Raw genomic sequence first — 24,446 nt, forward strand, 5'->3', positions numbered from 1 at the left:
TAACTGTATTTAAATTTCCCGTTAAGATATTTTTAAAACATATGGTTACCCTACACTTATATATGACGTATTTCATCAATAAAAGTTTCATAAAAATTTACAATGTGAACGAAATGTTATCTTAATGAAATATACTGTAAAAATAAAACCTAAAAACTACTGTTCTCGAGATGCTGCTTAACTAAAAAAGCAGCGCCGATAATTCCGGCATCATTGCCCAACTGAGCTTGTTTAAGTTCACAAATGTCACTGACTCTCGTTAAAGCATACCGGCGAAAAGCCTCATCAATAAGCTGAATGAAGTCATCACCTGCTTTTGAGACGCCGCCGCCAATAAGAATTTTTGAAGGATTAATGATTACAGCGGTATTTGCAATTGACAATCCCAGAACATCAGCAGTATACGTAATGATATCACTGCAATCTTTATCCCCATTCTTTGCAAGTTCAAAAATATCCCTGGTGGTAATGGCTCCATTCAGGTTATATCTCCGGGCAAGTTCAGTTTTTTGGTCTTGATTGACTTTGTCCATTGCCTGTCGAACCATACCCGTGGCTGAAGCGATTGTCTCAAGACAGCCTCTGCGGCCGCAATTACACAGGTAACCTCCGGGAGAAACTGTGGTATGACCGATTTCCCCTGCTGTGCCATTTTCCCCGTCTAAAATATTTCCATTCACAATAATGCCGCCCCAACACCAGTGCCAAGTGTCAGCGCGATAAGGTTTTTTGCATGATTCCCCGCACCTTTCCAGTTTTCACCTAAAGCAGCAATATTCGCATCATTTGCAGCAAAGACCGGCAAGCCGGACAGTGATCGCATTTCCTCAGCTAACGCTGTATTGTGCCATCCAATATTGACAGCTTCATAAACATGACCGGAAGAACTGTCTATAAAACCGGGTGCCCCTATCCCGATACCTTTTATTGTATCTTTATCAATATTAGCACTGATTGATTGCCAGATATCTGTGACAATGGATGCGCCATTATTGGCTTTATTAGTGGCTATCTCCCATTTAGCTATAATACTTCCATCATTATCGATGAGGCCCAATTTTACTGTAGTACCACCAATATCAACACCAACAATTGACTTTTTCATTACGATTCCCCTTTTTGTTCACTGAGACGCCTCGCCTCTTTCCTGAGCAGCAGCAAAGCCTTTTGGTATTCTTCAGTCCCGATACACTGCAGCTGGTACAATTCTTTGATTTCACTTTCCATCAGTTCAAGGTCTGCCGTTCTGTCTCCAATATAAATAATCGTGCCAAACCGTTTTAGTAATTGTCGCACATCATATATCGTCTTCATTTAAAATCACCAACTTATATTATACCAAATCAGAAGACAATAATGAATAAGTAAATTTTTTTCATTGCCTATTTTGCCAGGGTTGCAGCGATTAATATAATTTTCATACTGTTTACTAATTGATCATTGTTTTTTGACGAAAAATCCATATAATGCAACTTGGTTATTATGATACCGCTCCGGAAATACACTCCGCGCACCTTAGGACGGATGGTGCACCAACGGAAAACGAGAATTCTGAGCTGCGCTGCCAAAAAGTTTTTTCTAAACTTTGATTCACAGGTCACATCAACTACAGAGGGGTTAAAGAGAAACAAAATTTATGAAAAAGCATTTGTTTAAAAAAGCCAAAATAAAAGACCGCTGACTTCAGCGGTCAGGGTCTTTTGGGTTCAAAAACACTGGTCTTCGGTTTTTCAATGGTATCGGCGATCGGATCAGAACATCACGAAAAGCTCTATATGAAAATGGCAAAAACGGCCAGAAATAAGAAATTCCGAATGTTGACATCCGTGTTATATAAAGAAGCCACAACGTAATTCCGACAATAAAGCCAGTCATGCCGAACATTCCGGTTACCACCAAAAGAAACATCCTGACCAGCCGGTTTGCCAGACTAAGTTCATAACTCGGTGTGGCGTATGTTCCAATTGCGGCAATCGCCAGATACAGAACTACTTCATATGAGAATAAGCCTACTTCCACTGCAACCTGTCCGATCAATATCGCTGCAACCAGACCAAGTGCAGTGGCCAGAGACGAGGGTATATGAACTGCAGCGAGTCTGAGAACGTCTATACCTATTTCAGCCAGAAGAAACTGCAGAATCACAGGGACTGCCCCTTCTTCACTCAAGCCGATATATGATAACCCCTCCGGCAGATACTCCGGATGAACCGTGAATAAATAATACAGTGGCAGTACAAAAATGGATGCAAAGACCGCAAAATAACGAATAAACCTCAGATAAGCACCGATAAGCGGTTTTTGCCGGTATTCCTCCGCATGCTGCAAATGGTGCCAGAACGTTGCCGGTGTTATCATCACGCTTGGCGAGCCATCAATAATGATCAGCACATGGCCTTCAAACAAATGCGCTGCAGCCGTATCAGGTCTTTCCGTATAACGGACGGCGGGATACGGGTTCCAGTGCCGACCGCTTACATACTCCTCAATTGTTTTTTCGGCCATCGCCAGCCCGTCCGTATCAATCTTTTCCAGAACGGCTTTTGTCTTATCAACACGGTCCTGATCCGCAATGTCTTCCAAATAACAAAGTGAGATATCAGTCATTGACCGTCTGCCAATTTGCATGTACTCCATTCGCAATGACCGATCCCGTACTCTCCTCCTTATAAGAGCCGTGTTAAATACGATCGTTTCAACAAATCCGTCTCTCGAGCCTCTGACAACACGTTCAAGGTCAGGTTCAGCAGGAGATCTTACCGGATATGTCCGCGCATCAATCATAATTACTTCATCAATACCTTCTACGATTAATGCTGCCGGACCACCCAAGACTAAATCTGACGCTTTGTTCAAATCTTTAACATGGTCAATTTCGATATATGGAATATACGTCTTAAACAACTTCTCCAATGGATCAGGATCCAGCTGTTCCGGTTCCAGTTGTGCCAGAAGCTTCATGATGTAATGCATAATTTCATCTTTGGCAAAACCGTCGATCAGAAACAATGCCATGTTTCTGCCTGCATATTTTAAATCCAAATGTATGACATCAAAACTTTTATCAACTGCCAGCCGCTCGTTTATATAGGAAACATTTTTTGTATAAGAAGAAAATAACGGTTGCTGTTCTTTTTCCATATGCTCACCTTTTTAAGTTATTGTTCAGTCATAGTCTGGCTGAAACAATCACTTCTATTCTGGAGTGCACATATTGGGATAAGCTGTTTCATACATTCATTGTGAAAGGATAACGCTTAAAGGAATGGTTCAGGATGAAAAAGTATTTATTATTGCTGATGGTAATTCCGTTAATCAGTACATTTCTGTTAATATACTTGTGGCAGAATGATGTGACACCAGCTATCACTTATTTTCCCGAAGATGAAACATTAAGTTTTAATGAGACAAACACAGTGTTGGAATTAATCTCGGAAAAAACGAGAGACTCCTATGAAATGGTTTGGAAAAGTCGCTCTGTAAGTGAGCGCGAGCTTTATTTACGACAAGATGCCTCCTTATTATACAGTAATGGCCAACTGATAGGCATACGCAGCAAATGGAAGGAAAATGCCGACACAATCAACATAAATCAAACCATCAGCGATGAAGACAGTAATTATTTTCAATCGATTTCCTTTCATCACGGTGAAGTGCATTACCCGGATGATCAGATTAAAAGTATTCATCAGATGACACATGACCAGCTGTACGTCATTGATTCACCAGGGACACGTCTCGAATCATTTAAATCCGCTGAAACCGATTATGAAAAAGAGTGGTCAGATCTCTTAAGGCATACTTCCGAACAACAATTAAACCATCACTGGAAACAGCTCATGAGACATTTTAATATTGATGAAAATGACTACCGGAAAGTTCCACTGACAAATCTGCACAAATACAGCACCAAGCCGCTCCCCTCTTTCACGCAAGCCCAGACAAGCCAGATTATCGGCCAGTTATGGGAAGGTCTTTATAAAAATTATATCCTAAAAATTCCAAATGCTGATAACAACGTAAACAGCTTCATACCACTCGTATTATTTGATAAACAAAAAGACCATTTAATCGTTCTATATGAATGGAACGGTCAAAAAGAACGACTGATTCAGCAATACCCAGACCACTTCCAATCCTAAAGAAGCTCCGCCTTTTAAATGAACAGAGCTTCAAGCATGTTTGATTTTATCAGTTAGGGCTTTTTCCGGTAATTTGCTCATACAGCTGCCGGAAATCCTCATTTTCCGGGTTTAGCTCATATGCTTTTTCAATCGATCCTTCAGCTTTCTCTGCTTCATTATTATTGTTGTATAAAACAGCTAAGTTATAATGAGCTTCCGCTAATGTGTCATTCAATTCGACCGATCTTTCCAAATCTGCTATCGCCTCTTCAGAATTGTTTAATCTGATTTGACCATAGGCACGCTGAAATAACAAATGGCTTCTCACGTCACTGTCTGATTCACCTGAAACCTGGAGGCCCCCGGTGGCAATCGTCACGACTTCTTCGTACTGCTCGGCGGCAACCAGCTGTTCAGTTTTCATTAATTGATATGCGGCGCTGTTTTCGTTATGATTAACACCGAAGAGCACCAGAGCGAACATAAGCAGACCATAAATGATCAGAGCACCAGTTTGTATAAGATAATTCTTTTTCTTGGGCAGATGCAAAATAGCTGATGCAATAAAACCCGAAATCAAACCGCCCATATGGGCACCATTATCAACCTGTGGGACACTTAGCCCAAATACGATATTGATTCCGATAATAATCAGCAAATTCATGCCCATCGTTTGGAAAAAGATTCGTTTATGAATACATCCAAAAAATAAAAGGGCGCCGAATAAACCAAACAACGCTCCGGATGCTCCTGCAGATACATTGGTCGTAAATGCAAAACTCGCCAGTCCTCCGCCTATTCCTGCCAAAAAATAAATCACGGTGAACCTGAGGGAACCATAAATTCGTTCTGCCGCCGTTCCTAAATAAAAAACAGCCAGCATGTTCAATAATAGATGAGGAATACCAATGTGCAGGAACATGGATGAAACAATCCGCCACCATTCTCCATTCTCAATAATGGCCGGATTATATTTTGCTCCAAAGTCAATCAGTGTCGCTGTAGAGGTACTGTCTCCATTTATTTCCAAAAGAACAAACAACAGAATATTGACCGCAAGAAGTATATATGTCATGAAAGGTTTGCCATATGAAAAGACACTTTGAATTTCTTTTTCCTTTTGTTTCAACTGTCCTGCTAATTTTTTCCTGATCTGATTAACTTCTTCTTCTTTTTCAGCTTCAGACAGGCTTTCTTCGGTGGCTGTGTGTGTACTTCCAACAGCTTTCATAAATCTGGCCAATTCCTCTTCTTTATCTTTGTCAGATATATAATAGACGTTCATTTGGATTGGATTTTTTTCATTTAATTGCATTTTCTTTTTCAGCATCTCCCAGTCATCAACCGGCGTATGGGAGTCAATATAAACGTTATGCAATTCAATATGTTTACTGCGAAAATACCGTTTCATGGCTTTTGCTTTCTGAAAAACCTGTCCGATATCCTTTTTCATATGATTTTTCCAGTCAAACCCACCGTGAAAAAGACGAACAACACGTGACGTTTTTCCGTCGAGCTTTTCCAGCCATAATTCGCCATTTTCATTTATATGTATTAATTCAAATTTATCTTGTTCAATAAGATGCCACGCTGTGTTATATAGCGTATAACTTTCATCCAGATACATCTAATTCCCCTTACACCGCCATGGTATCAAAGTTTAATTCTTTTTTCTCGCTTTTTTATTATGGATTTTGCTTTTTTCTCCTCAGGCGGCTGATAACCCTTTAAAGCTGGAACGCACACAGAGCCTTGATTCAAGTGGACGCAGCACCTAATGTTTATAGGTATGCAGCGAAAGGAAATAATAAAAGAGCTGCTTTCTTAACAGCTCCTTGTAATTAGTTTATTTGACTGTTTGCCGTTGAAATAACGCGGGCATAATTTTTTCACGAATAGCGGGCATATTCATTGATATCGTTACGACCGCTTGACGCAAAAAACTGACGGCCAATAATGTGTTCACAATCCGGAACCGCCATTTGAAAATAACGGCAGCTAACGTTATCACAATCGTTAACAAAGCAAAAAATCTCATCCCTGACACCCTTTTCTTAATTTAAGTCAGTCATAGTTATCTGCTTTTTAACCTGAGATTATGCATTACGAACCAATAAAACGGTCATACCATATTCTTGCCTGAACAGGGTCTTCCGTACCTTGAACAAGGACACGCCCGTCTTTGAACATAACCAAATATATCTCCTCACCAACTGCTGCCTTAATTAAAAATGGCGTTCGTCTCACGTCGGCAACTTTCGTTAATTGGCTTTCCCATTCTTCCAGATTGAATTCAGGCTGACGATGTATTTGAACCGTATCGCGGCCGCATAAGACAGTTTCTTCGTCATTTACATTTTGCTTTAGAGCAGGAAATTCTTGTTTTTGACAGGTCGGACAATCAGACGCCGGTTCGGTCAATTTCATATCATAGTGACGATTGTGCCAAATATCAATTGTTTTTAAGGTGCCTCGCAGCACCTCATGATTCATTGTTAAGTATTTTAACGTCTCCGTAACTTCAAACGAGGCGATCATATCAACTGCCGGTGCAATAACCCCAACCGTATCACAAGTCTGTCCGCCGCCCGTCCCTTCTTTCATAATACATCTCAAACAAGGGGTTTTGCCCGGCACGAAAAATGCAGTCATCCCTCTGGAACTGACAACACCGCCATATGAAAATGGCAGCTGATGATTAAAACAGGCATCGTTAAGAAGGTAACGTGTCGCAAAATTATCCGTTCCATCAAGTACGACGTCCATATCTTTTATCAGTTCATCTATATTTTCTGACGTTACATTGCCAATAATTGCCTCAACTTCCACTTGACTATTGATTTTCTCTAGTTTTTGTTTGGCTGCTTGAGCCTTTGGCATTGCCTCACGTACATCTTCTTCATCAAACATTATCTGACGTTGCAAGTTGCTGAGCTCCACATAGTCACGATCGATGAGCCGAATTTTTCCTATCCCGGCTCGTACCAGCTGATTGCTTATAACTGTTCCCAATGCACCGGCACCGACTACCAGTGCAGTACTGTTTGATAACGCCTGCTGCCCTTTCTCCTGAATTGGTTCAAATAACATTTGCCTTGAATAACGAGCTGTGTTCACGTTACCCTCCTCCCCTTTGCCAAAAACCATTCTCAGTGATAATCTCCTCTACCGGTATATCAAACGGATCTCTCGGCAGTTTATTTACTAATTGGATGGTTGCTGCCATTGATAGTTTACGGTTTGGAAAATCAGTCAGAAAGCGATCATAATAGCCGCCGCCAAACCCGATCCGGTAGCCATTTTTATCAAACAGCAATCCCGGTACGACCAGTAAATCAATTCTGTCTTTAGACATTTCTTCAGTTATTTCAGGTTTTGGTTCCAATAGATTATGGTAAACAACCTCAAGCTGATCATAGCTGTTAAGTTCATAAAAATTCAGCTGACGCTTTTTTGGCAGACATTTCGGAACGCATACCAGTTTTCCCTGTTGCCATGCTGCTTCGATAATTGGTTTTGTATTCCATTCAAATCCATTTGAAACCGTTATCCCGATAGTATTCGACTGTTTCCAGACATCTGAATCCGTTAAATTCTCTGCCAGCGCCTGTTCTATCTTGGTACGTTCTGAATCTGGTAATTTTTTCAATTGCTGTATCATATTGTTTCGAAGTTCAGTTTTTTCCATTTTATCAACCCCTGAGTGTATTATATACAATACAGGAAAAATAAGAAAGAGGCTGGGACATAACTAGCCAAAAATGACTTAAAAAAGGTTCCAATCATCAGTTTTTGATGGTTGGAACCTTTTTGATTTAAATGGTTGTTATTATCTAAGGTAGGATTTGTCTTTTTGGCGGTGTACTTTCTCAAGTTCACCGCCATGAATGCAAATCCTAATTCATTTTTCACTTTCTCCTGCCCCCTGACTGAGAAACGCGGGAAACGCAAATTAGCCTTCAGAAATCCGAAGACTGGCTCCACATCGATTTTACGTCGCCCGTAAACTTCGCCAGTTTCTTCTTCCGAAAGCTGTTGTCTTGTGTAGGCTTTTTGGCTTTCCCACTTCGCGTTATAATAAATTTTCCGGTTATTCCCTTCCTTCGCTTTGGTGCATTGGGAACGCAGTGGGCACCCTGAACAGTCCTCACACTCGTAAACTCTGAAGGTCCGTGTATAGCCGTACCGGTCTGTTCGTTGGGATAGGTAACGGAATGTTACTTTTTGGTCATTCGGGCAGATAAAATAATCGTTTTCCGTGTTATATTCCCAATTGGCGGAATGGAAAGGGTTATTTCTGTATTTCTTTTTCTTTTCTTTCCGGTATTGGTTGTATGTAATCAGGGGCGTGCGTTCCCGGTTCTCGAGGACGTCTTCGTAATTTTGTTCACTGCCATAACCTGCGTCAGCCACAATATACTTAGGCAGCTCAAAGTAACCTTCCTCAATATGATCCAGGAAAGGAACGAAAGTACGTGTGTCCGTCGGGTTTGGGAATACATCGTAAGCGAGCGCGTATTGACCCTCTGTCGCAAGCTGCACATTATAACCTGCTTTCAGCTGGCCGTTCCTCATATGGTCATCTTTCATGCGCATAAACGTGGCATCATGGTCTGTCTTGGAGTAACTGTTGCGTTCCCCGAAAATTTTCATGTCCTGCTTATATTTCTGTTTGCGCACGACAAAGGCCCTGAACCGTTTGCGGTATTGTTTCGGTGCTTTACGTTCGGAACGAAGCTGTTTTCGTTCGCTTCCTTTTTCACGTGCCTCAATCTCTTTGTCATACGCTTCGACTTTCTCATCCAGTTTCTCAGCTATTTGCCTGAGTTCATCGGTGGATAATTCGTCCTCGCTTTCCCGTTCAATCTCCGGGATAATTTCGTTTTCCAGCAATTCATCATACATTTGATTGGACTTCTCCACCAATTTGGCGCTGTGTTTCTCTATCGCTTTCCGCCAAACAAATGTGTATTTATTGGCATTCGCTTCAATCTTGGTCCCATCGATGAAAATCGCTTCTTCATCAATCTGTTTTTCCTGTACAAGCTGGCAGCGGAATTGGACGAAGCATTGACGCAATAACTCTTTAACCTCTGGATGCACACGAAATCGATTGATGGTGCGATACGTTGGTTCATATCCCTGAGCCAGCCACATCATACGGACACTGTCATGTAGTAATCCTTCGATCTTTCTGCCGGAGAAAACAGATTGCGTGTAAGCACATAAAATAATCTTCATCATCATGCGCGGATGATAAGCTGGGTAGCCTGTTTCGCGCCGGAAACCTGTGAAGGCATCATCCGGGATAGTTTCCACGACGTCATTGACGGCATAGGCAATATCATTTTCCTCTATTTTTATTTCTAAATCTAAAGGCAAAACCACTTGGTTCATGTTATAATGTTTAAACATAAGGATCCCTCCGATGGTTATTGTGTGGTTACTTTAATTTTATCAGAGGCGATCCTTTTTGTTTACTAAAAATTAACGATAATATAAAAAAAGCGTGGTACATTACCTAATCGATAAGTACCACGCTTTTTCAATTTTACTGGGTTTTGTCCCAGCCTCTTTCGAATTCAATTCATTATTTCGTCTCACGATGCAATGTATGCTTTTTCAATCGTGGACTATATTTCATAAGCTCCAAACGTTCAGGGTTTGTACGCTTATTTTTTGTACTGATATAGTTACGGTCGCCTGTTTCTGTACAAGCCAATGTAATGTTTACGCGCATTTGGTTTCCCTCCAGACAATTCATACTGCTTTTAAAAGATATCATTTATGACATTTCAGACTTTAACTATAATAGCAGATGTTCAAGAAAGATTCAAGACAGCGTATTATAAAAAATTGATTATTTCTCTTTTTTATAATTTATGTTATAACTGTATTGATAGATGAATGGAGGGAAGAAACATGATGTATGCAATCATTTCCATTATCGTCATTGCAGTGGTTCTGCTCATATTATCGTTTTTTATGAACGATAAATTCGATAATCTGGAAAGTGAAATTGAACAACTATCAATATCAACGATGCAGGAAAACTATCAAATGAAGAAAAAAATAAAAGTTTTGGAAGAGGAACTGCTGACAGATGACTATTCCAATAACATGAGACATAATTCCGATAAATAGACAGAAAGTTAGGGGAAAAATATGAAACAAACCATTCGTTCATTCGCCATCGGTCTGTTGACAGCCAGTCTCGTTTTGCTTGGAGTTTTTTACTTTGCGGATTATTCCCAATCGGAAACCCAAAGCAATTTATCCACAGAAGAGATGATTGAAACCGTTGAATCAGAAGGTTATCATGTGCTGACAGAATCCGAATACATTTCCGTATCAGTTCAATCAGATAATAATTCAGAAACAGCAGATAACGAAGACAGTTCGCAAGAGAATACATCTGATGAGGCGGACACAAATGAAAATAATAACACTGAAGAAGAGCAGGAAGAAAACTCCGAGGATGCTGAAGAAACTGACCAGACCAGTTATACACTGACAATAGAATCCGGTGTCATTCCATCTGAGGTCAGTCAAACGCTTGAAGACAATAACATCATTGATGATGCTGAGTCATTTACAACGTTTATGGAAGATGAAGAATACAGTCAATTAATTCAGCTTGGAGAATTTGAACTTTCGAGTGATATGGATCATAATGAAATAGCCGAAACGATAACAAATTAAGCTGTATTATCTTGAATAATACAGCTTTTTTCTGGTGTTAAGACAAGAACCTCTTTAGTCAATTTAATTTATACGATTCCCCTTTGACGAGATATAAAATACTCTCTCCTATATTTGTAATATGATCAGCAAATCGTTCAATATACCGTGCACAGAAAGCCATCTGCATGATATACTGGATTTTTTCCGGATTGGTAGCTGTTTCATTTAATATATCTTGGATGATCGATTCATATAATTGATCGACCTGGTCATCCATAGCCGATAATTTGCCGGCAATCGAAATATCATCATAATGGAACGCCCTGGTTGCGGTCTTATTCATATCAATGGCCATATCCCGCATTTCTTTAATCCTCGGATGGACCGTCAAAAGATGACCCTCTCCAAGGTGAATGGTTGATTTGGCAATGTTTTTAGCATTATCAGCCATACGTTCTACGTCAGCTGTTATTTGCAGAGCGACCACTAACCGACGTAGGTCCGTTGCAACCGGCTGCTGTTTAGCAATTAATAAAATCGTCTGATCGTTAATCGCATGTTCCTGTTTATCGATCATCTTGTCGTTTTCAATAACTTCCTTTGCCAGGATTATGTCCTGGTTATACAACGCATCGACTGCTTCACGTAAGGCTTTCACCGCCGTATTCGACAATGCAATGATGTCTTCTTTAATATTATTTAAATCCGTTTCAAACTGCTCTCTGGCAACCATTAAAATCCTCCTTTATACACTTAGCCGAAGCGGCCGGTGATGTAATCCTCTGTACGTTTATCATCAGGATTGGAGAAAAGTTTATCGGTGTTGCTGTATTCAATCACTTCTCCATTCAAGAAAAATGCCGTTTTATCCGAAATCCGGGCAGCTTGCTGCATGTTATGCGTGACAATAGCGATACTGTAATCCTTCTTCAAGGTTTGGATAAGCTCCTCAATCTTGGTGGTCGATATCGGGTCCAGAGCTGACGTCGGCTCATCCATCAAAATCACATCAGGTTCAATCGCCAGGCATCTGGCAATGCAAAGACGCTGCTGCTGTCCGCCAGACAGACCGAATGCATTCTCATTTAATCGATCTTTCACTTCATCCCATAGGGCTGCACCTTTAAGACTTTTTTCAACAATCTCATCAAGAACTTTCTTTTTCTTAATACCGTGCGTTTTCGGTCCGTAAACAACATTTTCATAGATTGATTTTGGAAAAGGATTCGGATTTTGAAATACCATACCGACGCTTGTTCTCAAATCTTCCACTTTGTATTTCGGACTAAAAATATCCTGGCTATCATATTTAATGCTTCCACTCATTTTAACGGATGGCACCAATTCAACCAACCGATTCAATGACTTGATAAACGTTGATTTGCCACAGCCGGACGGTCCAATGATTGCTGTCACTTTATTCATGGGGATTTCCAATTGCACGTCATAAAGTGCCTGGTCATCTCCGTACCATAGATTAAAATTATCAATTGAATAAATGGTTTTAGTTTCTTCCTTAACCGGTTCATTTGTGTTGACTATTGATACATGCTTACTCTCTGCTGCTGTACTCATGATTAAAAACCTCCCGATTATTAGCTTTTTGAAAATTTATTTCGTATAAATATAGCGATTGAATTCATAAGCAGTAATATGACCAGCAAGACAATAATGCCCGTTGATGCCACCAGGTGGAACTCTTCCTGGGGTCTTCCGGTCCAATTGAATATTTGGATTGGCAATACCGTAAAACTCGACCAAATATTTTCCGGCAAATAGGCAACAAATGACAGCGCGCCTATCATCAATAACGGGGCCGTTTCCCCGATTGCCCGTGACAATGCCAATATACCACCCGTCAAAATGCCGGGAATGGCTGCCGGCAACACAATACGCCGGATGGTTTGCCACCTTGTAGCCCCCATAGCATACGAAGCTTCATACTGACTTTTAGGGATGGCGCGTATCGCTTCCTGAGAAGACACAACGATAATTGGCAGTATTAACAGGCTCATCGTCAGACCGCCGGCCATAACGCTTCTGCCCATCTCCATCAATCGTACAAAAACAGTCAGACCCAACAAACCAAATACAACGGAAGGAACACCCGCAAGGTTTGAAATATTCATTCGAATAAAACGTGTGAACATATTCTCTTTGGCATATTCTTCAAGATAGATAGCTGTTCCGACACCAAGCATCAGAGATATAGGAGCTGTCACTGCCATCAGCCATAACGAACCTGCAATGGCTGCCTTTATCCCAGCCTCTTCAGGGAAACGTGATGCAAAATTTGTGAAAAAGCTCCAATCCAAATAAGGGATACCTTCCGAAAATATGCGATATAGCAATACAACCAGAACAACGATACCAAATGCTGCAGCTAAAAAGAACAACTGCCGCATAATCTGGTTACTGATGATTCGCTTATTCATTTTATTTTGAACAATTTGTTTATCGACCAGATTCATATTAGTAATCCTCCTTGAAACGACGGGAGATATATTGTGATAAGAGATTCATAATCAGAGTGAAAACAAATAGCGTCATGCCCACCGCATATATGCTGTAGTAAGTGGTGGATCCATAGGATGCATCCCCCAGTGTTACTTGAACAATATATCCGGTCATTGTCTGAATCGATTCGGTGACATCTGTCGTAAGCTTGGGCGTTGAACCGGCGGCTACAGATACGATCATGGTTTCACCGATTGCCCGGGATAATCCCAATACAAATGACGCAATAATGCCAGACAGTGCTGCCGGAACAACAACTTTCATTGCCACTTCCAGTCTTGTTGATCCCATTGCCAGGGCACCTTCCCTCATGACATTAGGTACAGAACTCATCGCATCTTCTGAAAGTGATGCAATCATCGGGATAATCATAATACCTACAACAATTCCGGGACTAAGTGCATTGAAAATAGGCAAATCATCAATGACCAGCTGAAACATTGGTGTCACAAAGGTCAAGGCAAAGAAACCATAGACAATTGTCGGAATGCCGGCGAGAATTTCCAAAACAGGTTTGACAACTTTCCGCACTTTATTCGATGCAAATTCACTTAAATAAATAGCTGATGCCAGGCCGATTGGTATCGCAACAATCATGGCAATGACTGTGATCAATAATGTTCCGGAGATTAATGGAAGAATTCCATAACTGGCATTTTCACCAAATGGCCACCATTGTGTGCCGGTAATAAATTCCGTGAATGAAACACGGTTGAAAAACGTGATGGTTTCCACTAATAACGTAAGAATAATACCGATTGTTGTTAAGATAGATATAATGGCACACAGCAAAAAGAATACTGGTGCTGATTTTTCCAGCAATCGGGGAAGAATTTGATTTGATTTCTTTTGCTTCATCATGTCTTTAACATTTACAGCCATAATAATCTCCTCTTTTTATAAAGTGAATCTTCAATCAGTGGGGGTTTTTCCTACTGATTGTTAGATGAACGAATCGGACATTTAGGGACAGTTAGCCGCCGTACTTTGACGGCTTACTGTCCTTTACATGCGGGATAAAAATCCGGGCAAAAATGAATGTCATTAAAAACGAGGAAAGTGAGGAAAAGGTTCTGCACGAACTTTCCTCACAATTCACCTGTATTTTATAAATTGTTCGTTCGTAGTTTATTTTCCTGCGATTTCATCCAATTTTTTCAATGCATCTTCATAGGCACTGTCAGGTTTAGCAACATAGCCTACTGCTTCTGCCATTTCACCTGCATTTTCAAGTGCATACTTTGCAAAATTGTAGACTGATTCATTATTCTCTACTGCTTCATTTTTCACATAGACGAATAATGGTCTTGAAAAAGGATTATAGTCTCCTGACTGAACGGTTTCCTGATCCGGTGTAACTGCTTCACCACTGTCGTTTACGATAGGTACAGCTTTCAGACTATCCTTGTTTTCAGCATAATATGCATATCCGAAGTAACTGATAGCATTTTTAGATCCTGTTACACCTTGTACAAGAACGTTGTCATCTTCAGATAATGAAGCATCTTGACGAATCTGTCCTTCTTCTCCAAGTACAACTTCACTGAAGTAATCGAATGTGCCGGAATCAGCGCCAGGGCTGTAAAATTCAATTTCTTCTTCCGGCCATCCTTCTCTGACATCTGCCCATGTAGTCACACCGCCGTCTGCTGACCACATTTTATTCAGTTCTTCAACTGTCAGCTGATCAACCCAGTCATTTTCCTGATTTACCACAATTGACAGGCCATCAAGTGCAATCTCAAATTCAGTGTATTCAATACCAGCATCTTCAAGTGCCTGCTTTTCTTCTTCTTTAATCGGACGGGAAGCATTTGAAATGTGCGTTTCACCTGCAGCGAACTTTTCAAAACCGCCGCCGCTTCCGGAAGTACCAATGTTCACGCGAGCATCCGGGTTTTCCTTTTGATATTCTTCAGCGACAGCTTCCATTATAGGAAATACCGTGGATGAGCCATCGACCAGTACTTCAGTTGTCTCACTTTCTGATTCACTATTGCCTTCTCCACTGGTGCTTTCTTCTGTATTGCTGCTTGAGGCTTCATCCCCGCTGCCTTCTGCATTGCCGCATGCTGCTAAAACAACGAGCAACAGAGACATCGCTAATAATACCAGTAATGCTCTTGACTTCATGTTTTTGCCCCCTAATGGTTGGTATTTGTCAGAAAAGATTTTGTGTTTTCTTCCCTGCAATTCTTATAATAACGAATGAGTGTTAACCACCTATTAATTCAATGTTAATATTATGTAAAGTTCATAGATTAGTTGAATTGGTTTCTCGTCCTGCATTCGTTTGTCAGACAAAAAAACGGGGTATTATTTTAAATTAGCCCCGTTTCGATTATATAGTGTTATAGAAATGTATTCCTTTTTAAAAAAGCACAAAAAAAATAGCCTAAACGCTTTAATATGCGTTTAGGCTATTGCAGAGACAAGATTATTCTTCTTCATCGTCATTTTCCAATTCAAAATAGGCATCCAGTATACCTTTACCAATGTTATGATTAATCGGATAGTCACTGCCTTTTCCGGTAAATGGAACCATAATGGCAAACGCAACTTCCGGATCGTCATATGGCGCATAGCCAACCAATGACAGATTTTCTGTGGAAGTATAGGATCCGTCTTTATGATATTTATCATATTCAGCTGTCCCGGTCTTCCCAGCCGCATCATATGGTTTATCTGCAAAATGCCTGGAACCGGTGCCGTTCGGTTCCTGGAATACCCGGCGGAAACCTTCCTGGACACGGTCAATTTCACTGCTGGACATTTGCAGCTGGTTCATAATATCTGTATTATAACTTTCGTGAACAGGGCCAAGGCCTTCATCATGCGGGATAGGATTGCGAACTTCTTTCATGAAGTGCGGACGCACACGGCTGCCGCCATTGGCGATAGTTGATACATATTGGGCCATTTGCATGGTTGTGTAGGTATCGTACTGTCCAATCGCCAAGTCAAGCGTTTTCCCGCTTCCATTCGGCCCGGTAAAACCCGTTGACTCCTGCGGAAAATCGATACCTGTCTCTACACCCAGACCAAACTGTGCGTAGTAATTGCGCATTTCCTGAAACGTGCCGCTCTCAACTGGCATTGGTTTATTCGGCTCATAATTATAATAACCACCCATGCGCATGGCAATATAGAACATATAAACGTTGGATGATTGTTCCAGAGCATCATAATCGTTTACCCATCCCAGATCTGTCCAGGAACTTTTAGGAGGCGTCGAAGCAACATTAATCGTCGTATCATAAAACCGCTGCCCAGGCTCAATAACACCAGACTCATAACCAGCCAGCATCGTGGCACCTTTCACAGAAGATCCGGGGGCGTTGGCATTAAAAATTGAGGCCGTTTCAGTGCTGACAAATTCGTTTTCCTTATCATCGTATCGTTGGCCGCTTGCAGCTAAAATCTCCCCGGTATTCGGATCCATAACGACTGCTGTCGCATACTCCATTTCTCTATTTTCAACCGGGTCTGCATTCATCGCTGCTTGCATTTCTTCACGCAAAACTTTATCGACTTGCTGCTGTAATTCCATATCGACTGTCAGTACAAGATCTTTCCCGCGCTGTCCATCCACCACAACGTCCGAATCGACTACCGTTCCGTCATTATTCGTTGTATATTGAATTTTTTCTTTACGTCCTCTCAGCACACGCTCATATTCTTCTTCCAATCCGCTGTTTCCGACCCGATCATTCCGGCTGTAGCCCCGGGTCAAGTAGTAATCCTCCTGATCAGCGGGAATTCCCTGTTCCTCGGAAGTGATTGAACCTGCAAAGTCGCGGAAAGTTTGATCATAAGGATACTTTCTGTTCCAGTCAGTCGTGGCATTAATACCAGGCAGTTCATCCAAATGAGCCGACACTCGTGCAAATTCCTCAGGCGATACATTTTCATTTTTGATTACTTGCGGTGTCAAGGCCATGGCTTTATCCATTTCTTTTTTAATGGCCATCACTTCAAGCTGCTGTTTGGAGTAATCATCAACCTTGTCTTCATCGATACGTTTCAAGGTTTCGGTGTAGGCCTCGCCATTATCCATTTCCTCCGATTCTTTCTTTGACAGAAGACCTTTCGCTTCTTCTGTATTATTTAAGTACCAGTATTCTCGTTTGTCACGGAGTGTGACACTATCCAGATGATCTTCTGAATCCATCGAAATATGTTCAGCAAGCTTTTCAGCAACGTTCAGCCTGTCTTCAGCCTGGATACCTTTTTCAGGGGTGTATGTGATTGAATAGGCTGCATCATTCCCGACAATCAACTCACCATTGCGGTCATACATTTTGCCGCGAGGAACGGGCACCTCGGTGTAGTCATTCGTTGTTCGGTCAATTTCGGACTGAAATGCTTCCCCATTTAAGATTTGAACAACGCCTAACTGAAGCACTAACGCTGAAAATAGTAAAAAGACAATAAAAAATAATATATTTAAGCGAAAGGGAAGTTGTGCTTTTTTCTTTTTATTCTTTTTGGAAACCATTATTCCTCCCCCAATATTTCATACATATACCATTGTATTATATCATTTATTCACTTAAATTCTAAGAGGAATTAACGATTTTTTTCATCAGTCACCGGCTCGTTTGCCATTATCTTTTCCCTGCCGGCACTTCCCAGATAAATATTTCTAACAAACAGATAAATAATTAAATGTCCCAAACCAAAAAAAGCCAGTAAATATGGGATAATGATCTCGGCGCGGAACAGTATAATCGCGATCAGAAAAACAGAAATTGATGCCACCCTGCCTGCGTTCACAAACAGCTCCCTTACAACAATATATTCAACACGCCATTCTTTAGCTTTCCGCGCCTTTCCAATAACATCATATGTCATCGATGCATACGGCACATTTACAATCGGATAAGCGATACCGATCAGAACAGCATACACCATCAGTTGAATATAGCCTAAATCAAACAAAATGATGTAGACGGCAAAGTATAGAATCAGTGCACCGGTTAGAATCGCTTTTTTTCTCATGGAAGGCTTAATCCATTTTGTTACGATGAAATATAAGATAAGCGATAAACCGGACAAAAACAAATTAAACATCCCAAGTGCAAACTCGCTTTGAGTTGTAATGAATACCCAAATGGAAATGACAAATAAAAAAATCCCTTCCCGCATTCCCTGGGAAACATGAGCGCTTAAAATTCTTCGCCAATTTTTATTATGATTCCATTCCAATAAGACACGCTTAAAGTGAAATTGCCCCTCCGCCTGCCTGCGTTTCAAGAAAAAACTGCAGACCACAGCAGCGATGAACAAAACGAATGAAATCGTAAAGATCACGCTATATCCGATGTTCTCCTGCATGCCGGCAATGATTGTACCAGCCAGAATCGGCCCGACCATACCTGCAAAAGACTGCAGAACACCAAGGAATCCATTAAAAAAATCCCTTGATTCAGGCTCCGTAATCTCAAACGTCAGCACATTAAACGCCAGCCAATAAAAGCCAAACCCGATTCCCAAAACACTTCCCAGCATAAAATTATATGTTGCAGCCTTCTCGGCTATAAGTAACACACTCAAAAAAAATAGAGATAAGAATATTACCCCTAAACGCAAAACGATAACACGATCAACTTTCTTAGCTATTTTCCCGGCCAGTATAAAGGTGAGCGGCTGGAATAAATAAATTCCCAAATTGTAAAAGGCAATGGTGACATAATCACCTGCTTGCTTCCATAAATAAATATTAACAAAAGTATTGGAAAGAAAAATACTAAGGGAATACAGTCCTCCGATTACCAACAATAAGATGAGGTCACGACTGATTTCAATTTTTCCTGCAAACTTTTCTAAGGTTTTTGGCATATCTATTGCTCCTTTTCGTTCATTTATAGTGTGAACAAATCAAAGCCAGATATGCAGGCGCAAAAAAAGACACGGGAGATTGAATCCCGTGTCTTTTTTCTCTGCGTTTAAACAGTTATTTTGCTTCTTCGTAATTTTTTGCAACCTGATCCCAATTGACAACATTCCAGAATGCAGCAACGTATTCAGGGCGTTTGTTTTGATATTTTAAGTAGTAAGCATGCTCCCAGACGTCCAGACCCAAGATAGGCGTTTTACCTTCCATTAATGGTGTATCCTGGTTTGGCGTATCTGTAATTTCGATCTCACCATTATTGACGACAAGCCAAGCCCAGCCGGAACCGAAACGTCCTTTTGCTGCTGTTTCAAATTCTTCTTTAAATTTGTCAAAGCTGCCAAATTTATTGTTGATTTTATCAGCTAGTTCACCTGATGGTTCGCCGCCACCATTTGGTGACATAACTTTCCAAAACAGGCTGTGATTCGCATGACCGCCGCCGTTATTGCGGACAGCAGTTCGGATATCTTCGGGAACAGCATCAAGGTTACCTACTAAGTCCTCAAGGGATTTGCTTTCAAGGTCTGCTTTGCCTTCAATCGCAGCATTCAGTTTTGTTACATAGGTATTGTGATGCTTTGTGTGGTGAATGTTCATTGTTTCTTTGTCAATTGTAGGCTCTAAAGCATCATATGCGTATGGTAGTTCTGGTAGTTCAAATTTTGCCATTTCTAATGTCCTCCTTTAACATTATTTATTAAAAGGATTGAATATTCACCCTTTAGATTCAAGGCTATCAAAGCCTTTATGGACATGCAAGTTAAATGCACTATAAGAGTGAGTCATGAAATCCTACTTAGTTGTATACCCCAGGCTGTGATATTTAAAACACGCTTACAAAGAAATCCAAAAGATGCCCGTCGCAGCTTTTTCTAAAAAAGATCAAAAAAAATACAAGCATTAGCTTGTTTAAAGATGGCTCGGGACGGAATCGAACCGCCGACACACGGATTTTCAGTCCGTTGCTCTACCGACTGAGCTACCGAGCCGTATTTGGATTTGATTCTAACATTAGTTCTCGCACATCAGAAGCATTTTGTGCTCGTCGTGTTGCATGATATCGGTTATCTGCTTCATATACTTGTCATTCGTAAATTATGTATGGAGGAGGTAGAGGGATTCGAACCCCGCGCGGTTTGACCCGCCTGTCGGTTTTCAAGACCGATCCCTTCAGCCGTACTTGGGTATACCTCCGAATTTTAATGGTGGACCCTGCAGGATTTGAACCTGCGACCGATCGGTTATGAGCCGATAGCTCTGACCAGCTGAGCTAAGGGTCCGTATTAACTTTAAATGCTGTGAAATATGGGGCGACCGGTGGGGATCGAACCCACGAATGCCGGAGCCACAATCCGGTGCGTTAACCACTTCGCCACGACCGCCGTCAAATATTATTATAGTAGCGGCGGAGGGGATCGAACCCCCGACCTCACGGGTATGAACCGTACGCTCTCGCCAGCTGAGCTACACCGCCAAAATGGCTCCACAGGCAGGATTCGAACCTGCGACCGATCGGTTAACAGCCGATTGCTCTACCACTGAGCTACTGTGGAATAATATAAACTGTTTTGAAATAGTCGTTATTATTCAGCGACGAAATATAATTTACCATGTCCGACACAATCTGTCAATAACCTAACCAGAATGTTTTTTGTGTCAACACTTATTACCAAATAATGCAAGCGACAATAAATACTATAGCATGTTCATAAATTGTTTTCAATATGCAACGCTTCATTAAATCGTAAAAATTTCATTCATTAATAATTGACATATTAAAGAGGTGCAAATGCACCCCTTTAATTAATTATTCACCTAAAACAGACTCTGCAATATTTGAAGCGTGATCCCCTATCCGCTCAAGGTTACTGATAATATCAACAAAAACGATACCTGCAGAACCGGAACATAGCCCCTCGTTCATACGAATGATATGTTTTTTGCGGTAGTTTCGTTCCATTCTGTCTATCTGATCCTCTTTTTGTACAACCGCAAGAGCCTCTTCGCGATCCATATCATCAAGCGCTTTTATTGACTGTTTGACGGTCATAATTGTTAAGTCAAACATATTATTCAAATCTTCCTGTGCCTGCTCTGTCAAATACACTTTATTGGAGATTTTATAATCAATCAATTCAATAATATTTTCAAAATGGTCTCCCATACGTTCGATGTCGCGAACAGAATCCATTAACAGTGTGTGTTTAGCACCTTCCATTTCGGACATCGATTCACCGGACATTTCCACCAAATAGTCCGTGATTTCACGATCCAGATTATTTAATGCTCCTTCAATTTGCATGGACATCTCCGAATGCTTTTGACTCTGTGTCGTTAAGTACAAGTTTGATTCTTCAAGCCCCTTGGATGCGTATTCGCCCATCCGGATAATTTCCGCTTTTGCCTGATCCAAAGCCAATGTTGATGACTGCTGAATGAAAATCGGATCCAAATGTTGTGGCTTATATTCTATCATCGTATCGTCACCCGGGATGAATTTAGTAACAATCCATGCAAGTGCACCGATGAACGGGAATTGAATAATAAGATTTGCCAAGTTGAAGCTTCCATGTGCAAATGCAATTGTCATTTCCGGATTAAGGTTTAAAGCAGATTGCAAAAATTCTACGTACTGGGTATAGAATCCAAGTAGCAAAATTATAATAATGGCACCCGCTAGGTTAAAAATCACGTGCACATATGCTGTGCGTTTAGCAGCGACGGATGCGCCAATCGAAGCCAATACTGCTGTAATGGTTGTACCGATATTATCACCAAACAATACAGGCAGCGCTGCTTTTAAACTAATCGCACCTTCAGCGAAAAGCCCTTGAAGAATACCGATTGTAGCTGATGAACTTTGCACGATAAATGTAAATAATGTACCAATGACCACACCTAAAATTGAGTGTTCACTCATGCTCAACGTAAGATCCTGAAATGCCTGCACTTCACGCAGAGGTGACATGCCACTGCTCATTAATTCCAGTCCAAAGAACAATGCACCGAAACCGAATATTGCCTGGCCAACATTATTGACTTTCTGGCTTTTAAAGAAAAATAACAGGAAACAACCAACAGCTATAATAGGAAGTGCATACTCTCCCAGATCAATACCAATAATGAAGGCCGTTACAGTCGTACCAACATTGGCACCCATTATGACACCTATAGCTTGTCTGAGTGTCATAAATCCGGCGTTAACCAGCCCAACGGTTAACACAGTCGTTCCCGAACTGCTCTGGATTAAAATCGTCACCACAATCCCGGCCAAAACACCAAGAAACGGATTGCTGGTCGTTTTGTCCAAAATGTCACGGAGACGGTCGCCAGCGGATTTCTGCAAACCTTCCCCCATATATTTAATACCTAACAGGAAAATACCCAAACCGCCGACAAATTGAAATATCAGCGTCTGCACATCGATATCCAAAAATATTCCACCCTTCGAACCATGCTGAAATTTGTCACATTCCTTACCCATTATTAATGCACTGTTGTTTTTTTGTAAAGACCCTAAGCGAAAACTTAACATAAAATTTACATTCATACATATATCATTTATTAGTTACCCTGATATAAAGCTTTTCATTCCAAAGAATTATGACCGTCGGAAATAATTCTTTGTTCAGCCATAAAGTGGCATGACACGAAAAAAATACTCATGAATCCCTTATGTTATGGTCCATGAGTAATATCTTTCTTATTCATCTTCAGTTTTCTGAACTAAAATTTTTGTTCCATCGACGTGTATGACTTGAATACTGCTGTTCTTCGGGATCCATTCAGCATTTGAAACAGCACTGTAATTCCGATTATCAATACGGATATTCCCTACAGGGCGCAAATCACTTAAGGTAGTGCCTTGTTGACCAACCAATGCCTCATAACTCTCGTTCATGCTGTTATAACCTTTTTCTTTTGTCAACTGATCTTTCAGCGTTATTTTTGACCACATTTCCCTGCGTTTAAATACTTTTAAAAATAATATAGAAGAAAATCCGCCAATTAACACCCCAACAACAGCGTAAAGACCAGCAAATATGTTGGGTGCAGCGAGTGCCACCGCCAGAAGCATGCAGGAAGCGCCAATTGTTGCAAGCGTTCCGTCATTCACGACTTTACCATCAATCATAATAAGTAATATTCCCGCCAGATAAATAATAAGCATAATGATAAAAGAGCCTGTTTCGAGATAAGCTGCAAAAAAGACGATGATAAAGCCCATTCCGATAATTCCAAATAGACCACGCATGTTAACGAGTAGCTCACCTATAAGGAATAATGTGCCTAATCCGGTCAGAATAAAGCCTATCCAATCCAATGAAAATATCTCCATCACAACTCCCCCCATTCCTTACTATACTTATACGGTTAAATTTAATATTAGTTTCATTTTAAGGGGGAAAAAGCATGAACACAATTAAAAAAATGATTCTCTATACATTTCTAATCCTTTTCTTATTGAGTATACACCGGGATCTGACAGTCGGCACATTTTTGAACAGCACCCCGGATCAGCAAAATAAATTACATATTATGGAACAGGAAAAGATGGAAGTTCTAAAAGTACAGGTAGGCCAGGGGGAGACAGTATTATCCATTGTGGAGGAAATAAATGAACCACACAGCAGCAACCTGGATATCCCGCAAATTTTAGCGGATTTTAAGTCATTGAATCATGGAGTTAAACCAACCGATATTAAAAAAGAGGAATATTATTATTTTCCATTATATAAAAATCAGTAAAAGTATGCATTGGAAAAAAGGGACTGAAATTATATTCAGCCCCTTTTTACTAAACGTACGGAAGTATAAACAGTGTGATCAGGATGGAAATGGCACCTGCAATAATTGCGGTGTTGCCCAGCGTATCCGCACCTCGGTTTCTTGATACAAATCCCATTATAATCCCTGCGCCTGCGAGAATAATCGGCATCACGAAATATGAAATAATGGACAATGCCAGAGCAATCCATCCAAAAGCACTATTAACTTCTCTGCCGTCTTCATCTGAATCAGCTGGCACTTTAACATCGTCGTCCGCGGTCATTTCATTGGCAAATTCCTCATCACGTCTGCTTTGGGTTTCTCCCACACGTGATTGGGCGCCATCAAAGTTGGTAGCGACCACATCATCTGAATCCGTCTGATTTTCCGGTTTTGGAGCATTTTCTGCACTATTCAGACGGTTTTTATCCTCATCCATCAGCATGACCTCG

Annotated in this window: 23 protein-coding genes, 6 tRNA genes and 1 pseudogene; 4 read left to right on the forward strand and 26 right to left on the reverse strand. The window is 40.8% G+C overall.

The features are described from left to right. Positions 1-149 precede the first annotated feature (149 nt). The 3 genes and pseudogenes from AOX59_RS20670 to AOX59_RS05355 form a co-directional block, all read right to left on the reverse strand. Positions 150-1,105, reverse strand: a pseudogene (locus AOX59_RS20670) (ROK family glucokinase). Further along, positions 1,105-1,314, reverse strand: a complete 210-nt coding sequence (locus AOX59_RS05350; RefSeq protein WP_068442895.1) for a YqgQ family protein — start codon at positions 1,312-1,314, stop codon at positions 1,105-1,107. Before AOX59_RS05350 ends, AOX59_RS20670 begins: the two are co-directional and overlap by 1 nt. Positions 1,315-1,683: 369 nt before the next feature. Continuing rightward, positions 1,684-3,141 (reverse strand): spore germination protein, encoded by a 1,458-nt coding sequence (locus AOX59_RS05355; RefSeq protein ID WP_068442898.1) that lies wholly within the window; start codon positions 3,139-3,141, stop codon positions 1,684-1,686. Between the two features lie 134 nt (positions 3,142-3,275). Between AOX59_RS05355 and AOX59_RS05360 the strand changes: the two genes are divergently transcribed. Then, entirely contained in the window at positions 3,276-4,142 is an 867-nt protein-coding gene (locus tag AOX59_RS05360) for a hypothetical protein (protein ID WP_068442901.1), read from the forward strand. Between the two features lie 49 nt (positions 4,143-4,191). Here AOX59_RS05360 and AOX59_RS05365 read toward each other — a convergent pair whose 3' ends face one another. The 6 genes from AOX59_RS05365 to rpmG all read right to left on the reverse strand — a co-directional run bounded on the left by AOX59_RS05365 (position 4,192) and on the right by rpmG (position 9,864). Next, positions 4,192-5,751, reverse strand: a complete 1,560-nt coding sequence (locus AOX59_RS05365; protein ID WP_068442904.1) for a rhomboid family intramembrane serine protease — start codon at positions 5,749-5,751, stop codon at positions 4,192-4,194. A gap of 219 nt (positions 5,752-5,970) precedes the next feature. Continuing rightward, on the reverse strand, positions 5,971-6,162 hold the full coding sequence (locus tag AOX59_RS05370; protein ID WP_068442907.1) for a hypothetical protein: 192 nt from the start codon (positions 6,160-6,162) through the stop codon (positions 5,971-5,973). A gap of 65 nt (positions 6,163-6,227) precedes the next feature. Further along, complete coding sequence (locus tag AOX59_RS05375) at positions 6,228-7,214, reverse strand: ThiF family adenylyltransferase (protein WP_237049375.1); 987 nt, start codon at positions 7,212-7,214, stop codon at positions 6,228-6,230. A gap of 28 nt (positions 7,215-7,242) precedes the next feature. Then, complete coding sequence (locus tag AOX59_RS05380; RefSeq protein ID WP_068442912.1) at positions 7,243-7,812, reverse strand: 5-formyltetrahydrofolate cyclo-ligase; 570 nt, start codon at positions 7,810-7,812, stop codon at positions 7,243-7,245. A 20-nt stretch (positions 7,813-7,832) separates the two neighbouring features. Next, positions 7,833-9,539, reverse strand: a complete 1,707-nt coding sequence (locus AOX59_RS05385) for an IS1182 family transposase (protein WP_068442915.1) — start codon at positions 9,537-9,539, stop codon at positions 7,833-7,835. Positions 9,540-9,714: 175 nt separating this feature from the next. Beyond that, positions 9,715-9,864 carry a 50S ribosomal protein L33 gene (gene rpmG, locus AOX59_RS05390; RefSeq protein ID WP_010530995.1) on the reverse strand — a complete coding sequence of 50 codons (150 nt, stop codon included), beginning with the start codon at positions 9,862-9,864 and terminating at the stop codon, positions 9,715-9,717. A gap of 182 nt (positions 9,865-10,046) precedes the next feature. Here rpmG and AOX59_RS05395 point away from each other — a divergent pair, with 182 nt between their 5' ends. After that, positions 10,047-10,268: a hypothetical protein gene (locus AOX59_RS05395; RefSeq protein WP_068442920.1), complete on the forward strand. Its 222-nt coding sequence runs from the start codon at positions 10,047-10,049 to the stop codon at positions 10,266-10,268. A 21-nt stretch (positions 10,269-10,289) separates the two neighbouring features. Further along, entirely contained in the window at positions 10,290-10,826 is a 537-nt protein-coding gene (locus tag AOX59_RS05400) for a hypothetical protein (protein ID WP_068442923.1), read from the forward strand. A gap of 58 nt (positions 10,827-10,884) precedes the next feature. Here the strand turns inward: AOX59_RS05400 and phoU are convergent, their stop codons facing one another. The 16 genes from phoU to AOX59_RS05480 form a co-directional block, all read right to left on the reverse strand. After that, on the reverse strand, positions 10,885-11,541 hold the full coding sequence (phoU, locus tag AOX59_RS05405) for a phosphate signaling complex protein PhoU (protein ID WP_068442925.1): 657 nt from the start codon (positions 11,539-11,541) through the stop codon (positions 10,885-10,887). A gap of 20 nt (positions 11,542-11,561) precedes the next feature. Further along, on the reverse strand, positions 11,562-12,383 hold the full coding sequence (pstB, locus tag AOX59_RS05410) for a phosphate ABC transporter ATP-binding protein PstB (RefSeq protein WP_068442928.1): 822 nt from the start codon (positions 12,381-12,383) through the stop codon (positions 11,562-11,564). A 20-nt stretch (positions 12,384-12,403) separates the two neighbouring features. Next, a complete protein-coding gene (pstA, locus tag AOX59_RS05415) occupies positions 12,404-13,279 on the reverse strand; it encodes a phosphate ABC transporter permease PstA (protein ID WP_068442931.1) in 876 nt (291 codons plus the stop codon). A gap of 1 nt (position 13,280) precedes the next feature. Continuing rightward, the gene (gene pstC, locus AOX59_RS05420; RefSeq protein WP_418000782.1) at positions 13,281-14,183 is read right to left on the reverse strand and encodes a phosphate ABC transporter permease subunit PstC; all 903 of its coding nucleotides are present in this window, start codon (positions 14,181-14,183) and stop codon (positions 13,281-13,283) included. 270 nt (positions 14,184-14,453) lie between these two features. Further along, positions 14,454-15,458 (reverse strand): PstS family phosphate ABC transporter substrate-binding protein, encoded by a 1,005-nt coding sequence (locus tag AOX59_RS05425; protein ID WP_068442936.1) that lies wholly within the window; start codon positions 15,456-15,458, stop codon positions 14,454-14,456. A gap of 304 nt (positions 15,459-15,762) precedes the next feature. Continuing rightward, the gene (locus tag AOX59_RS05430; RefSeq protein ID WP_068442939.1) at positions 15,763-17,823 is read right to left on the reverse strand and encodes a peptidoglycan D,D-transpeptidase FtsI family protein; all 2,061 of its coding nucleotides are present in this window, start codon (positions 17,821-17,823) and stop codon (positions 15,763-15,765) included. A 71-nt stretch (positions 17,824-17,894) separates the two neighbouring features. Beyond that, the gene (locus AOX59_RS05435; protein ID WP_068442943.1) at positions 17,895-19,166 is read right to left on the reverse strand and encodes an MFS transporter; all 1,272 of its coding nucleotides are present in this window, start codon (positions 19,164-19,166) and stop codon (positions 17,895-17,897) included. 115 nt (positions 19,167-19,281) lie between these two features. Next, entirely contained in the window at positions 19,282-19,893 is a 612-nt protein-coding gene (locus AOX59_RS05440) for a superoxide dismutase (protein WP_068442946.1), read from the reverse strand. A 247-nt stretch (positions 19,894-20,140) separates the two neighbouring features. Beyond that, positions 20,141-20,213 (reverse strand) — tRNA-Phe (locus AOX59_RS05445). Between the two features lie 113 nt (positions 20,214-20,326). Further along, a tRNA-Ser gene (locus AOX59_RS05450) sits at positions 20,327-20,418 on the reverse strand. 9 nt (positions 20,419-20,427) lie between these two features. Next, positions 20,428-20,504, reverse strand: a tRNA-Ile gene (locus tag AOX59_RS05455). A gap of 26 nt (positions 20,505-20,530) precedes the next feature. After that, positions 20,531-20,606, reverse strand: a tRNA-His gene (locus AOX59_RS05460). 18 nt (positions 20,607-20,624) lie between these two features. Further along, positions 20,625-20,698: transfer RNA gene (locus tag AOX59_RS05465), tRNA-Met, on the reverse strand. 4 nt (positions 20,699-20,702) lie between these two features. Continuing rightward, positions 20,703-20,777: transfer RNA gene (locus AOX59_RS05470), tRNA-Asn, on the reverse strand. Positions 20,778-21,031: 254 nt separating this feature from the next. Continuing rightward, the gene (locus AOX59_RS05475; protein WP_068442949.1) at positions 21,032-22,657 is read right to left on the reverse strand and encodes a Na/Pi cotransporter family protein; all 1,626 of its coding nucleotides are present in this window, start codon (positions 22,655-22,657) and stop codon (positions 21,032-21,034) included. 270 nt (positions 22,658-22,927) lie between these two features. Next, on the reverse strand, positions 22,928-23,563 hold the full coding sequence (locus AOX59_RS05480; protein WP_068442952.1) for an NfeD family protein: 636 nt from the start codon (positions 23,561-23,563) through the stop codon (positions 22,928-22,930). 74 nt (positions 23,564-23,637) lie between these two features. Here AOX59_RS05480 and AOX59_RS05485 point away from each other — a divergent pair, with 74 nt between their 5' ends. Then, positions 23,638-23,973 (forward strand): hypothetical protein, encoded by a 336-nt coding sequence (locus AOX59_RS05485; protein ID WP_068442956.1) that lies wholly within the window; start codon positions 23,638-23,640, stop codon positions 23,971-23,973. A gap of 49 nt (positions 23,974-24,022) precedes the next feature. Here the strand turns inward: AOX59_RS05485 and AOX59_RS05490 are convergent, their stop codons facing one another. Next, entirely contained in the window at positions 24,023-24,433 is a 411-nt protein-coding gene (locus AOX59_RS05490) for a hypothetical protein (protein WP_068448155.1), read from the reverse strand. Between the last annotated feature and the right edge of the window lie 13 nt (positions 24,434-24,446).

Origin of the sequence: Lentibacillus amyloliquefaciens (assembly GCF_001307805.1) — a bacterium.
Classification (GTDB): Bacteria; Bacillota; Bacilli; order Bacillales; family Amphibacillaceae; genus Lentibacillus; species Lentibacillus amyloliquefaciens.